Here is a 14,051-nt window from a genome sequence, read left to right as displayed (position 1 = left end):
TTCACTAAAATGCGCTATTAGGGAGAATTCCTTCTCCCGAACGGAGAGTTCCTCCTCCCGTACGGAGAATTCCTTCTCCCTAATAGCAAGCGGTTCTTAGTTCTGATTCAGTTTGACCTTAGCGGCCGCGCTCACAATTACTGGCTCAGAATGCCGGTGTAGGAAGCGGCGTTGTCAGTCTTCACCATGTTGATGGCGAAGGCGTCATAGGCGCTGGGGTTGCCCAGACGGTTGGTGATGTTGGACTCGGTCTGACCGTCGCCAGCGATGTACTCCACGTTCAGGTTCAGCAGATCGTCGTACTTCTGCAGCAGGGGCTGATAGGTGGAACCCAGGAAGTTATCAGCGGAGTTGTAGATGTTCAGCCACACGTTCTTGGTGGGGTGAGCAGTGGCGTCCAGCTGCTTGGAAACAGGCTCGTAGGTCACGGTGGAGTCCAGGAACTGCTCGTAGTTCTCAGCGGTGACGGCCACGTTCAGAGCGTAGTAGGAGCGGGTCGCCTCGTCATAATAGAACACGTCGTCGGTCAGCACGTTGCCGGCGTCGTCCTCGGTGCCGATACCCATGTCAACGTCCACGCCGTCCAGAGCGTTGCGCAGCACACGCAGGGTCAGGTAGGCCTGCACGTCGGCGTGCTGGCTGATGGTGCCGCCGTAACCTTCCGCGATAGCGGCAACGGCGTCAGAGTTTGCGTCATAGCCGAAGGTGGGAACCTTGTTCTCCTTGGACCAAGCGTTGAACATGGACATACCCATGCCGTCGTTGTTGGAGGCAACGATGTCGATCTGATCGCCGAAGGAGGAAGCCCAGGTACCGATGGCGTTGCCGGCGGTGGCAGCGTCCCAAGTGGCGCCGGCGGAGTTCTTCATCTCCTGAGAAGCCAGCTCGCGGATGATGTAAGTGGTGCCGTCCACCTCGATGGAGCCGTCCTTCACGACGGTGGAGGAGCCGTCAGCGTTGGTGCCGACAGGAGTGCTGTCGATGGCACCGTCCTTCTCAACGCCGGTGCCCAGAGCAGCGCGGACGCCGCGGGTACGGGCAATGGAGTCATGGTGATCACATTGGAATCGAAGCCCACCAGGAACAGGTCATCCGAGCGTCCTGCCTCTTCCACTGCTCTGGCCGCACCCACACTGGTGGGCTCATTGAAGGCCACCAGCACGTTGATCTCTGAGTATGCCCGCAGCAGAGCGGCGGTATCCGTCTGCGCTTGTTCTGCATCGGCCAGTGTGTTAATGACCGAGACGATCTCCGCCCGACCACTCTTCAAAAAGAGGTCGGTGGCTCCCCGCTCCCGCTCCTGGCCGTTGGCACTGCTGATGTCGTAATTGACCACCCCCACCTTCAACGGACCTTCCACCCGGTCCAATGCGGCCTGGGCCGCCATCTGTCCGGCGGCGTAGTTGTCCGTACCGATGTAGGTACTCACCTGGTCGGATGCCACATTGCTGTCGATGGCCACAATCCTGACGCCTTGCTGGGCCGCACTGTCAATGGAGGCAGCGTTGTTTTCAAAATCAATGGCAGAGAAAACAATGGCGTCCGCGCCGTCCCTGGCCGCCTCCTCCACCATCTGGTTCTGGGTCTCGTAGTCCTCCTCGGTCTCCGGTCCCACAATGGTCAGCTCCATATTGTACTCCGTGGCAGCCGCCTCCGCCCCGGCAAAGACCGACAGCCAGAATTCCGTCTGGGTGGATTTTGCCACCAACGCCACGGTATATTGCTCCGTGGTCCCTCCGCTTCCCCCGCAGCCGCCCAGCGCCATGCCAAACAGGGCTGCCAGCAGCAGGGGGATGTATTTATTTCGCCTCATAATCCCCCTCCTGTATCTTGGGCATCAGGATCTCCACGCAGGTACCCACATCGGGCTCGCTGCTGATATGCAGCCCGTACTGCTTACCAAAGTAGATCTTCAGCCGGTCGTTGACGTTTTTAATACCGATGCCGGTGCGATCCTTGGGATCATGCTGGAGGATGGAGCTGAGCTGCTCCTTGCTCATACCAACCCCGTTGTCCAGCACACGGAACAGGATATCCTCTCCCTCCTGCCGCACCTGTACCCAGATGTGTCCCTCATCCACCATCAGATCCAGACCGTGGTTGATGGCGTTCTCAATGATGGGCTGAAGGGTAATCTTATTGCAGTAATAATCCAGGCACTCGGGGTCTACATTAAATTCATAGGTAAATTGGTTTTTATAGCGGTACTTCTGAATCTGAAGATAGCTCTCTGCGTGTTCGATCTCCTTGGCGATGGGGATAAGCTCATGGCCCTTGCTGATGCTGATGCGGAACAGCCGGGCCAGGGCGTGGACCATCTTGACGGCCTCGGCGTTGCGGCCCTGCTCGCACATCCAGGCAATGGAGTCCAGCGTATTATAGAGGAAGTGGGGGTTGATCTGGGCCTGAAGGGCTTTCAGCTCTGTCTTGCGGAGGTTGACCTCCTCCTCCCGCACGGTGGTCATCAGCCGCTGGATCCGCAGCACCATATGCTCAAAGGACTCGGAGAGCTCCTGTACCTCCCGGGTACCGCCCACCGGATGATAGGTAAAGTGGTCTGCATCGGTCTCAAAGTTCTCCATGGCGGCGGCCAGCCCCCGCAGGGGGCGGCCCAGCAGGCGGAAGAGCAGCCAGCTGGTCAGCACTGCCGCCGCCAGCACTACAACCGCCAAAAACAGAGACAGTTGGATCATTTCCCGTACACCGCGGTTGACCAGCTCGTCCACATAGCTGACGCCCACCACCCGCCAGTCGCTGCCCGCCACGCCGGTCAGGCTGTAAATCACCGTATCGTCGGCATAGGAGCCGTCATCCAGCTCGGCCAGCGCCGTGGTATTCTCCGTTTTAAGGCCAGCGTACAGCAGCTGCTGCTGAGGATGGTAGACGATATTGCCCGCCCCGTCCATCAAAAAGCAGTAGCCCCGCTGGCCGATACTGATGTTATTGATATAGCTTGAAATACTGGAAAAGCTCAGATCCAGAGAGACCCAGGCGGCTCCTCCCCCCTGCTCCAGCGGAGCAGTCATGGTCACCACCCAGGGGTAGTAACTCTCAAAAATAGTCTCCACATGGGGCGCCATCATATAGGGAGCCTGCGCGGTCCTGGCTTTCTCCAGATCAAAGGAGAGGTTCTCATAGATGGTCTCTCTGGGTTCCCGCCCCAGGGACCAGCAGTCCAGCAGCGCTCCGTCGGAGGAGTAGCTGGTTACCGCCACCACATCGGGCCGGAAATTCAAAAAAGCAGTGAGCAGCTTATCCCGGCTGTCCGCACTTTCCAGCATGGACTGCTCCACCAGCTCCATAGCCTGCTCCATATCTCCCAGGTAGTTGGCCACCGTTGTGGACACCTGGGATACCGCCTGGCTGCTGCTGGTGCGGGCATTCTGCACCATGGCATCCCGATAACGGTCCAAAAACAGCAGGATGCAGCAGCAGAGGATGACTGCCACCACTCCCACCACCATGGCTACCAGAATGGTGGTGATACGCAGGCCTTTCCGGGCCGTGCCGCGCCCTTTCACGCGTCCTCACCCAGCCTTTCCTGCTCCAGCCTGCGGCGCATGGCATTGGGAGATTCTCCGCAATATTTTTTAAAACAGTAGCTGAAATAGTGCTGGTCGGTATAACCGCAGCGCTGGGAAACCTCCTGCACCTTCAGTCCGGAGGTAGTCAACAGTTCCCGGGCAGCCTCCATTCGCTTGCGGATCAGGATGTTAATGAAGGTCTCACCGGTGTACTTCTTGATGCAGGCGCTGAGATGATTGGGGCTGACAGTCAGCATCCCGCTAAGGGACACCAGAGACAAATCGGCCTCCATATAGTGCTGGTCCAGGGCCTCCAGAGCCCGCTTGCACAGCAGTTCGCCGCCCTTGACCGCGGGAGCCAGGTCGCTGATGAACTGGGCGCCTCCCTCCGTCCGATCCCCCTGGCGCAGAGCCTCCATGGCCTCCCGATAGGCGCCGTGCAGATCGGTCAGGGCCCTCACCACCCGGCTGACGCCGATGCGGCAACGCTTGCCCAACACCCTGTCCGCCATCTGAGGGATCTCGTCGGCCAGGATGTGGAGATATTCGTCAAAGTCCGACGCATTGCCAAGCAGCACCGAAATCACCTTTCCGGATGCAAAAAAGCTGACGCTCCGCAGGTACTTGGAGGCCAACCGGTCCACCGAGGCCACAAAGGATGGCTCGGTGACGTTGCCGCCGTCCTCATTGAGCAGGGTGGATACCATTACGGTATAGCCCGGCCTGTCATCCACATCCCGCAACAGGCCGCACTGCCGGGCATAGCCCTCTGCCTGGACCTCCCCTTCCAGCTCGGCGTAGTCGTCCAGCACCAGGGGCATCAGCATGGCTGTCCGCAGGTCGGACCCATCGGCACGAGGCCCGGTCTGCCGGAACATGGCATATTGGGCGTCGATCTTTTTTCGGATGGTACACAGTTCCGCGCCCAATCCTTCCATAGTCAGAGGCTTGAGCATATAGCTGATGATGTTATACTGAATGGCCTGCTTGGCGTATTCAAAATCGTCATAGCCGCTCAAAAAGGCGATGTTAGTGGCAGGGCGCACCTCCCGCACCTGCCGGGCCAGCTCAATACCTGAGATAAAGGGCATCCTGATGTCGGTAAGCAGCAGGTCGGGGGCGTGTTTTTCCACCAGCTGGAGGGCATCCAGTCCATTGCTGGCGCTCCCCACCAGGCAAAATCCATAGTCCTGCCAGGGAATCATGGTACACACCGCTTCTCTCAGCTCGTCCTCATCGTCGGCCACGACCACGGTATACTGCGTCTTTGCAGCCATTGGGGCACCTATCCTTTCTATCAGGGTGCCGGACAGTCCGCTCCCCGTTCTTGGATTCCGTTAGACACATTATACCAGATCGTTTGCCGGCTCTCAACACCTCTCATCGTACCCTGTCATTTCTTTCCAAAGTATAAAAGAACCGGACGCCGACAACGTCCGGTTCTTTTCCTGGAATATAGAAGTTTACAGTCCTTCTTCCACCACTTGAGCCTTAATCAGGTTGGTGGTGCCCGACTTGCCCAGGGGTACGCCGGCGGTGATGACCACGGTCTCGCCGGGCTTCACCACCCCCTCCTTCCGGGCCACATCCACAGCCAGGGAGAACATCCGGTCGGTGGAATCCACCTCGCCGCAAAGATAGGGGTGGACACCCCAGGAGATGGCCAGCTGACGGCGGGTGGACTCGCTTTGAGTCAGGGAAATGATGTTGCAGCCGGGACGGAAACGGGAGATCACCTTGGCGGTGTAGCCCGACTTGGTGGGGGCCAGAATGGCCGTCGCCCCCAGGTCCATGGCGGTCAGACAGCAGGTGTGGGTGATGGCATCGCTGATGCCGCCGATCTCCGGCAGCAGATTGCGCTCCCGGAACCGGCCCCAGTAGTCGATGGCCTCCTCGGCGGCGGTGACGGTGGCTACCATGGTCTCCAGAGCCTCGATCGGATACTTGCCGGAGGCAGTCTCGCCGGAAAGCATGACGCAGGAGGTGCCGTCAAACACGGCATTGGCCACATCGGACACCTCTGCCCGGGTGGGTCGGGGGTTGCGGATCATAGAGTCCAGCATCTGGGTGGCGGTGATGACCGGCAGACCCTTCTGGGTGGCGGCCTTGATCATCTGCTTCTGGAGGATGGGCACCTCGTGGGCAGGGATCTCCACACCCAGGTCGCCTCGTGCCACCATGATGCCGTCGGAGGCGGCAAGGATGGACTCGATGTTGTCCACGCCCTCTCGGTTCTCGATTTTGGCGATGATCTGGACCTTGTCGCCCCCCTCATGCTTGTGGAGCTCAGCCCGGATATCCTCTACATCGCTGGCCTTGCGAACAAAAGAGGCGGCGATGAAGTCAAAGTCGTTCTCCACGGCGAACTTGATATCGTCCCGGTCCTTGTCGGTGAGGGAGGGCAGGTGGATATGTACGTCGGGGATGTTGATAGACTTGTTACTGGACAGGGGGCCGCCGTTCTCCACCTCGCAAACAATGCTGGCGCCTTCGATGCGCTCCACTTTCAGCTCAATGAGGCCGTCATCCACCAGGATACGGCAGCCAGGTCCCACTTCGTTATGCAGGTTCTGATAGGTCACCGACACCTGATTCTGATCGCCGGGCACATCGTCGGTGTGGAGCACAAAGGTCTGTCCCCGCTCCAGGGTCACTGGGCTGTTTTCAAAGGTCTTGACCCGGATCTCGGGGCCCTTGGTATCCAGAATGGTGGCCACCGGCGCGCCCAATCCGTCCCGGACCCGCTTCAGCTTGGTGAGCTGGGCCAGGTGGGTCTCATGGGTGCCGTGAGAAAAGTTGAAGCGGGCGGCGTTCATGCCCTTGAGAATCAGCTTGCGCAGGGTCTCCTCGTCGTCCACTGCCGGACCGAGGGTACAGATGATTTTCGTCTTTCTCATGTCCTACCTCCATAACAGATGTGGTCCCTGTGGGGCCTAACATAACTAGCTATAGTTTACCTGATTTATCCTGTTTTGGAAAGAAGGATTTTTCATCCTACCATGTGGAAATTTCCATGGTCCTTTACAGTGTCACGCCGTCCTTGAAGATAGCGATCCCCCGGCGGCCAGCCTCCTCGCTTTTGGTGGGAGCGCCTCCGGCCGTGCGGAGCACCAGATGGAAGAGCCGCCGGGCCGCCTGGTCAATGGACTCCCCCTCCGCCACGCTGCCGGCGTCAAAGTCGATCCACCCCGGCTTGCGGGCGGCCAGCGCCTTGTTGCTGGAAATCTTCAAGGTGGGGGCCGGCGCGCCGAAAGGCGTGCCCCGCCCGGTGGTGAAGAGGATCAGGTGGGCTCCCGCCGCGCTGAGGGCGGTGGTGGACACCAGGTCGTTACCCGGACCCCACAGCAGATTTAATCCGTGCCGCACTACCTGCCCGCCATAGGGCACCACCCCCACGATGGGGGCGGTGCCTCCCTTCTGGACGCAGCCGCAGGATTTGTCCTCCAGGGTGGTGATCCCCCCACTCTTATTGCCGGGAGAGGGATTTTCGTAGACGTTTTCGCCGTGAGAGACAAAATAATCCCGGAAGCCCTGGAGCATCTCCGCTGCCTGACGGAACACCCCTTCGTCGGCACAGCGGCCCAGCAGCAGTTCCTCGGCGCCAAACATCTCGGGCACCTCGGTGAGGATGGTGCTGCCTCCCCGGGCCACCAGCAGATCACTGAACCGGCCCACCACCGGGTTGGCGGTGATGCCGGACAGGCCGTCGGAGCCGCCGCACTTGAGGCCCACCACCAGCTTGCTCACCGGCACCGGTTGGCGCTGGAACTGAGCGGCATAGGCGGCACACTCCTCCAGCAAGGCCCGGCCTGCCGCCAGTTCGTCCTCCACCTGCTGGCACACCAGGAACTTCACCCGCTCCGCTGCCTCCGCTCCCAGATCCTCCATCAGCTGGCTGCATTGCAGGTTCTCGCATCCCAGCCCCACCACCAGCACCGCCGCCGCGTTGGGATGGCGGGCCAGTCCAGCCAGGATGGCCCGGGTGTTGGCGTGGTCCGTCCCCGTCTGGCTGCATCCGTAGGGGTGAGGAAAGGCGTAAAGCCCTTCCACGCTCCCCCCCACCAGGTCCTGGTTGCCGGCCGCCAGCTGGCAGGCGATCTCGTTGACGCAGCCCACGGTGGGCAGTACCCAGATCTCGTTGCGTGTTGCCACCCGGCCATTCGGCCGCAGATAGCCCAGAAACTGCTCCGGCTCCTCCGACTCCAGAGCCTGTACCGTTGGGCGGTAGGAGAAGTGGGTGTGGGCGGACAGATTGGTGGTCATGTTGTGGGTGTGGACCCACCCGCCTGCCGGCACGGGATTGGTGACCCGTCCGATGGCGCAGCCATATTTGTACACCAGATCTCCCGGCTTCAGCGGCACAAGCGCCAGCTTATGTCCCTGAGGGATGGACTCCGCCGCTGTCAGAGTCCATACCCCAACGCTTACCTGCTCCCCCGCCTCAACCGGGGACAGGGCCACCGCCACATTGTCTCCCATCTGAATCTGGATCAGCTTCATGCGTCTTCCTCCAGACAGGCGGCATATGCGGCCAGCACCCCGTCGGTCCGGATCTTCTCCAGATCTGCCGTCACCGCCGCCGTCAGGCCGTCCACCGACGTCAGGTCCATACCCCACATCTGCTCGTGGCTCAGGATGGCCTGTACCAGTTCCCCGGCACTGTCCCCCCGGTGGGCCCAGCAAAACTTCAGCACCCACCGGTCATCGGAGACAGTGTAGGCTGTGCCGTCGCTCCGGCGGCAGACCAGTCCCTGCCCGGTCAGTTCCTCCATATGCCCACAGTAAAACTGAATGGCCGCCGCCAGACTCATGGTGAGGCAGGGTGGCAGCTGTCCCGTCTGCCGCTGGTAGGCCAGCAGGCTGGGCAGATTCCGCGCCCGCCACTTGGACACGGTGTTCAGGCAGATGCTCAGCAGGGCGTGGTCCACAAAGGGATTGTCAAACCGGTCCTCCACCGCCTGGGCAAACTGCTCCAGGTCGGCCCGGTCCAGCTCCAGGGTGGGGATGATCTCCCGGTAGAGCATTTGCTCCAGAAAGCCCCGCACCACCGGGTGGGCCATGCAGTCCCGGACGATATCAAAGCCCGCCAGGTAGGCCCCCGGCACAAAGCCGGTGTGTCCACCGTTGAGTATCCGCACCTTCCGGTGCTTGTAGGGGGTCACATCGGGCACCACCGGACAGTTGAGCCCGGCGGCACGGAAGGGCAGCTTGTCCGCCAACCATTCCGGCCCCTGGATCACCCAGACGCCGAACACCTCCCCCACGTCCAACAGGGGGTCAGCATAACCCAGCTCCGTCTCCAGTCCAGCCTGCTCCTCCCGGTCCCGGATGCGGCCGGGCACGATGCGGTCCACCAAGGTAGAGCAGAAAGTACATCCCTTTAGCCACTCCACAAAGGTCTCCTCCAGCCCCCACTGGGCGGCGTGGCGCTCCACACAGTCCTGCAGAATCGTTCCGTTGTTGTCGATCAGCTCACAGGACAGGATCACCAGGCCCGGCTGCCCCGCCTGCCATCGGCGGTAGAGCACCTGGGTCAGCTTGGCGGGAAAGGATGCAGGAGGCTGATCCTCCAGCTTACAGGTAGGGTCGTAGACGATGCCCGCCTCGGTGGTGTTGGACACGATGTACTCCAGCTCCGGGGAGATAGCCACCTCCAGCATGGCCTGATAATCCTCCCCCTCATAGGGGTTGAGGCAGCGGCTCACCGCCGAGATCACCCGCCGCCGGTCCACCGGCTGGCCGTTTTCCCGTCCCCGCAGGCACAGGGTATACAGCCCCTGCTGGGCGTTGATCTCTTTTGCCAGGCCCTGGGGGATGGGCTGGACCAGCACACACTTACCGTTCCACCCCACCCGCTCGTTGGCCAGATCGAACCAGCAATCAGCAAAGGCCCGCAGGAAGTTGCCCTCGCCAAACTGGAGCACCTTTTCCGGCCCCTCCTCCAGCACATAGCCGGTGTAGCCGCTCTCCTTCAACACCTGATAATTTAATGTTTTCATCCCGACCCTCCTTTGAAACAGACAGCTGGACCAAATGGTCCAGCTGTCCATTTTTTCTGTTACCGCTGTACCCGGCCAGAGCCGTCGCCGCCGGCCAGCTTCTCCACCTCGGCCACGGTGACCCGGTTGTAGTCTCCCTCCACCGAGTGCTTCAGGGCGGAGGCCGCCACTGCAAACTCAATGGCGTCCTGAGAGGACTTACCGGACAACAGGGCGTAGATCAGCCCGGCGCCGAAGGAATCGCCGCCGCCCACCCGGTCCACGATGTGGAGGTGGTACTCCTTGGAGAAGCAGCAATCCTTGCCGTCGTACAGCATTCCGGCCCAGTCGTTGTCGCTGGCGGAGATGGAGGTGCGCAGGGTGATGGCCACCTTCTCAAAGCCGAACTTGTCCATCAGCTGCTTGGCCACGCTCTCATAGCCCGCCTTGTTCAGCTTGCCGCCATAGATATCGCTGCCCTCGGCCTCGATGCCGAACACATCCTTGGCGTCCTCCTCGTTGGAGATGCACACATCCACATAGCGGCACAGGTCGGTCATAGCCGCCCGGGCCTGGTCCCGGGTCCACAGCTTGCCCCGGTAATTCAGATCGCAGGAGATCTTGACACCCCGGGCCTTGGCAGCCTCACAGGCCTGACGGCACAGCTCCACCAGATTGGGGCCCAGAGCGGGGGTAATGCCGGTAAAATGGAACCAATCGGCCCCCTCAAAGATGGCGTCCCAGTTGAAGTCGCCGGACCGGGCCTCGGCAATGGAGGAGTGGGCCCGATCATAAATGCACACGCTTCCCCGCTGGGAGGCGCCCTTCTCCAGGTAGTAGATGCCTACCCGGTCCCCGCCCCGGACAATCTTGGAGGTATCCACGCCAAAGTACCGCAGAGAGTCCACGGCAGCCTGACCGATGGCGTGGGCGGGCAGCTTGGTGACATACACGCTGTCCAGGCCGTAGTTGGCCAGGGAGACCGCCACATTGGCCTCGCCGCCGCCGAAGGTGGCCTGCATCTGGTCGTTCTGGAAGAAGCGGTAGTAGCCGTTGGGGGCCAGGCGGAGCATCAGCTCGCCGAATGTAACAACTTTAGCCATTTCGTACCTCCTTGACGATGGCCACCGACTGCTGACACAGTGCGGTGATCTCGTCCCACTTGTGATTGTCGATGAGATCGGCGGTGACCATATAGGAGCCGCCGCAGGCGCACACCACCGGGCTGGACAGATACTCCTTCAGGTTTTTCAGGGAGATGCCGCCGGTGGGCATGATCTTGAACATGGGGAAAGGGGCGCTCATGGCCTTGATCTTGGCCAGACCGCCGGACTGCTCCGCAGGGAAGAACTTCAGTACCTCCAGCCCCAGCTTATTGGCAGTATGGTAGTCGGTAGGGGTGGTGCAGCCGGGGAACACGGGCACACCCTTGCTCTGGCAATAGGTAACGATATCCGGGTCCAGGCCGGGGGTGACGATGAATTTGGCCCCGGCCTCCAGAGCCTGGTCCACCTGATCGGTGGTAAGGACGGTACCCGCCCCTACCAGCATATCCGGGCAGGCTTCGGTCATAAGGCGGATGGCCTGGGCAGCTCCGGCGGCCCGGAAGGTGACCTCCGCCACCGGCACCCCACCGGCGCACAGGGCATGAGCCAGCGGAGCGGCGTCCTCCTGGGGATGGTTGAGTTTGATGACCGGCACCACGCCGATCTCAGAAATGCGCTTGGAAATGGCGTCCATAGTTATGCCTCCTGTTTTCTTCACAAAGAAGGGGCGCGTCCGGCACGCGGCTTTCACCCCGGCCGGACGCGCCGCGCACTGTTATTGATGGTCTTTTTCGATGGCCTCCCACAGGCCGTTGAGATAGGAAGCGCCCAGAGCCCGGTCAAACAGGCCATAGCCCGCCCTTCCCTTCTCGTCCCAGATCATTCGACCGTGATCGGGCCGGACATAGAAGTCCATCCCCACGTCGTAGTAGGCCTTCATGATCTCGTACAGGTCCAGGCTGCCGTCGGCGGAGAAGTGAGCCGCCTCCTCGAACTGGCCGGGGCCGGTAAATTTGATGTTGCGGACGTGGGCGAAGGGGATGCGGCCCTGGCTGCCGAACTCCCGCACCAAAGCGGGGATATCGTTGTTGGGATTGGAACCCAGGGACCCGGAGCACAGGGTCAGGCAGTTATAAGGGCTGTCTACCATGGCCAGGATCTGACGGATATCCTCAGCGCTGGTATAGATCCGGGGCAGGCCGAAGATGTCCCAGGGTGGATCGTCAGGATGGATGGCCATTTTCACATCGTACTGCTCACAGACGGGAATGATGGCTTTCAGAAAATAGGCCAGATTGTTGCGCAGGTCCTGGTGGGATACGCTGGCGTACTGTGCGAAGAGGGACTTAATCTCCGCCATACGCTCAGGCTCCCAGCCCGCCATCTCAAACTCCCCCGCTCCCTGCTGAATCTGGTCGGCAAAGGCCTGGGGATCAGTGATGCGGTCAATGACCGCCTGGTCATAGGCCAGCACAGCGGCCCCATCGGGCCGGGGTTTGAACAGGTCACTGCGGGTCCAGTCGAACACGGGCATAAAGTTGTAGCAGATCACCTTGACCCCCGCCCTGCCCAGACGGCGGATGGTCTCCTGATAGGCTTCGATGTACTGGTCCCGGCTGGGCAGGCCCAGCTTGATGTCCTCGTGGACATTGACACTCTCAATGACCTCCATCTCCAGGCCAGCGTCATTGACCTCCTGCTTCAGGGCCTGGATACGCTCCTCCGGCCAGAGGGCGCCTGCGGGCATATCCATCAGGGAGGTGACCACACCGCTCATGTTGGGGATCTGCTTGATATAGCGCAGCGGAATAGGATCCATCTGGCTCCCATACCAGCGAAACGTCATCTTCATGACTATCTCTCTCCTTGTGCTCCGTCAGAGCGATAAATAATGCCGCAGGGCGGCACGCACCGCGCCCGGTCCGGCCAGCATAGCCCGGAAGGCCTCCTCCGCCTTCCGGCCCAGGTCGGACTGGTACAGGTCCACGCCGAAAATGGCGGCGTTGGACAGGATGGGTTTAAGCTGATCGGTACAGGACTCCGGCCGGCCCAGGGTGATTCCGGTCAGATAGGATTGCAACTGAGCCGCCAGCGGATCGGGGCTCACCGGCATCTCCCTGCCCTGGTCGTCCAGGCCCAGCAAGTACCGGCACCAGCCGGCAAACACCAGTGGGATGTACACCAGGCCGGACAGATCCAGGTCGGGCCGCTTCTCATACCGCTGCAGGGTTCCGCCGTAGCGGACAGGGATCTTCTGAGAACAGTCGGCGGCAATGCGCTGTGGGGTATCGGGTATGGCAGGATTGGGGAAGCGCTTGTTCAGCACCTCGTCGATGAAGGCTCGGGGGCTGAGGATACCCGGGTCCTCCACCACCGGCAGGCTCTCGGCGGCGATGTGCTCCACCAGGGCCTTCAGGTCGGCATCTCCCATCTCGGCGGCAATGGAGGTGTAGCCCAGCAGGCAGCCGAACACCGCCAGGGCGGTATGAAGAGGATTAAGGCAGGTACCCACCTTCATCTTCTCCGCCTTCTCCACGGTGGTCCGGTCGGTGAGGTACACCCCCGCCCGCTCCAGGGCGGGCCGTCCATTGGGGAAGGTATCCTCCAGTACCAGATACTCGGTGATCTCCGCGTTGACGAAGGGAGCAATGAGGGTGCCGGTGTTGGTTTTGCTGATGGTCATATCCGCCAGGCCCAGGCCCTCCAGCTCCTGCTGTACCTTCTGGGAGGGATGGGGGGTGATCTTGTCGATCATGGACCAGGGGAAGGTCACCTTACTTCTGTCGGTCAGCCAGGTCAAGAAGTCCTGAGGTACCATGCCTCGCTCCAGCCATCCGGCGGCGATGCGCTCCACCGCATCCTGGAGCTTTTGACCGTTCTGGGCGCAGTTGTCCATGCTCACCATGGCGATGGGGGCTCCCCCCGCCTGGAACCGCCGGTAGAGCAGGGCGGCGGCGATGGACATGGTGTGTCTGGGACAGTCTGGGCCGCTCTCCAGGTCCCGCTCCACCACCGGCTGCAAATCACCCTTCAGCCCGGTGAGAGCGTAACCCTTCTCGGTGATGGTAAAGCTGGCCATTTGCAGGGTGGGAGACTGGAACACCTTCACCAGCCTGTCCCAGTCGGGGCCCTGGCAGTCGGCCTTCAGGCCCCCGGCCACGCTGCCGATCACCTCCATCTGATTGAGGCGGTCGGCCGCCATGCGGACCAGCAGGCTCAGGCTGTCGTAAGGGGTATAGACATTGTCAATGATCTGAAAATCGAAGGACTCGGCGGCAATGATACCGGTATTGGCTCCGCCGGTATTCAAAAGGGTCTGCTGGGCGGCGGCCAGGAAGCCCCGGAAGATGTTGCCCGCGCCAAAGTGGACCCAGGCAGGGCTCTCCCAGGTGCGCTTGCGCACCGTCTGCACATTGTACCGGGGAAGGGCGATGCCCGCCGCCTCCCAGGCCGCGGTATCCCGCAGGCCCTGTGTATTCAAATGTAACATGAGTGATTGCCTC

General features: G+C 61.2%; 9 protein-coding genes and 2 pseudogenes. All 11 read right to left on the bottom strand.

Annotated features, from left to right (window positions below):
- Positions 1-137 precede the first annotated feature (137 nt).
- Positions 138-1,055: pseudogene (locus B5E56_RS04990) on the bottom strand (substrate-binding domain-containing protein); the annotation flags it as partial.
- A gap of 53 nt (positions 1,056-1,108) precedes the next feature.
- Positions 1,109-1,765: pseudogene (locus tag B5E56_RS04985) on the bottom strand (substrate-binding domain-containing protein); the annotation flags it as partial.
- A gap of 34 nt (positions 1,766-1,799) precedes the next feature.
- Positions 1,800-3,521 carry a cache domain-containing sensor histidine kinase gene (locus tag B5E56_RS04980; RefSeq protein WP_343214227.1) on the bottom strand — a complete coding sequence of 574 codons (1,722 nt, stop codon included), beginning with the start codon at positions 3,519-3,521 and terminating at the stop codon, positions 1,800-1,802.
- On the bottom strand, positions 3,518-4,801 hold the full coding sequence (locus B5E56_RS04975; protein ID WP_087388891.1) for a response regulator: 1,284 nt from the start codon (positions 4,799-4,801) through the stop codon (positions 3,518-3,520). Before B5E56_RS04975 ends, B5E56_RS04980 begins: the two co-directional genes overlap by 4 nt.
- 186 nt (positions 4,802-4,987) lie before the next feature.
- Positions 4,988-6,421, bottom strand: coding sequence for a pyruvate kinase (pyk, locus tag B5E56_RS04970; RefSeq protein ID WP_087388890.1), 1,434 nt, complete (start codon positions 6,419-6,421; stop codon positions 4,988-4,990).
- Between the two features lie 124 nt (positions 6,422-6,545).
- Complete coding sequence (locus B5E56_RS04965) at positions 6,546-8,024, bottom strand: UxaA family hydrolase (protein WP_087388889.1); 1,479 nt, start codon at positions 8,022-8,024, stop codon at positions 6,546-6,548.
- Complete coding sequence (locus tag B5E56_RS04960; RefSeq protein ID WP_087388888.1) at positions 8,021-9,523, bottom strand: tagaturonate reductase; 1,503 nt, start codon at positions 9,521-9,523, stop codon at positions 8,021-8,023. The genes B5E56_RS04965 and B5E56_RS04960 overlap by 4 nt, the downstream gene beginning before the upstream one ends.
- 59 nt (positions 9,524-9,582) lie before the next feature.
- A complete protein-coding gene (locus B5E56_RS04955) occupies positions 9,583-10,605 on the bottom strand; it encodes a sugar kinase (protein WP_087388887.1) in 1,023 nt (340 codons plus the stop codon).
- Positions 10,598-11,242: a bifunctional 4-hydroxy-2-oxoglutarate aldolase/2-dehydro-3-deoxy-phosphogluconate aldolase gene (gene eda, locus B5E56_RS04950; protein WP_087388886.1), complete on the bottom strand. Its 645-nt coding sequence runs from the start codon at positions 11,240-11,242 to the stop codon at positions 10,598-10,600. The genes B5E56_RS04955 and eda overlap by 8 nt, the downstream gene beginning before the upstream one ends.
- Positions 11,243-11,323: 81 nt before the next feature.
- A complete protein-coding gene (gene uxuA / locus B5E56_RS04945) occupies positions 11,324-12,400 on the bottom strand; it encodes a mannonate dehydratase (RefSeq protein WP_087388885.1) in 1,077 nt (358 codons plus the stop codon).
- 24 nt (positions 12,401-12,424) lie between these two features.
- Positions 12,425-14,038: a mannitol dehydrogenase family protein gene (locus tag B5E56_RS04940; protein ID WP_087388884.1), complete on the bottom strand. Its 1,614-nt coding sequence runs from the start codon at positions 14,036-14,038 to the stop codon at positions 12,425-12,427.
- Positions 14,039-14,051 lie beyond the last annotated feature (13 nt).

Source organism: Flavonifractor sp. An112 (assembly GCF_002161085.1).
In the GTDB taxonomy this organism is placed as follows: Bacteria; Bacillota; Clostridia; order Oscillospirales; family Oscillospiraceae; genus Flavonifractor; species Flavonifractor avicola.
The sequence above is the reverse complement of the archived record's forward strand: the minus strand, read 5'-3'. Positions and strand labels throughout refer to the sequence as shown.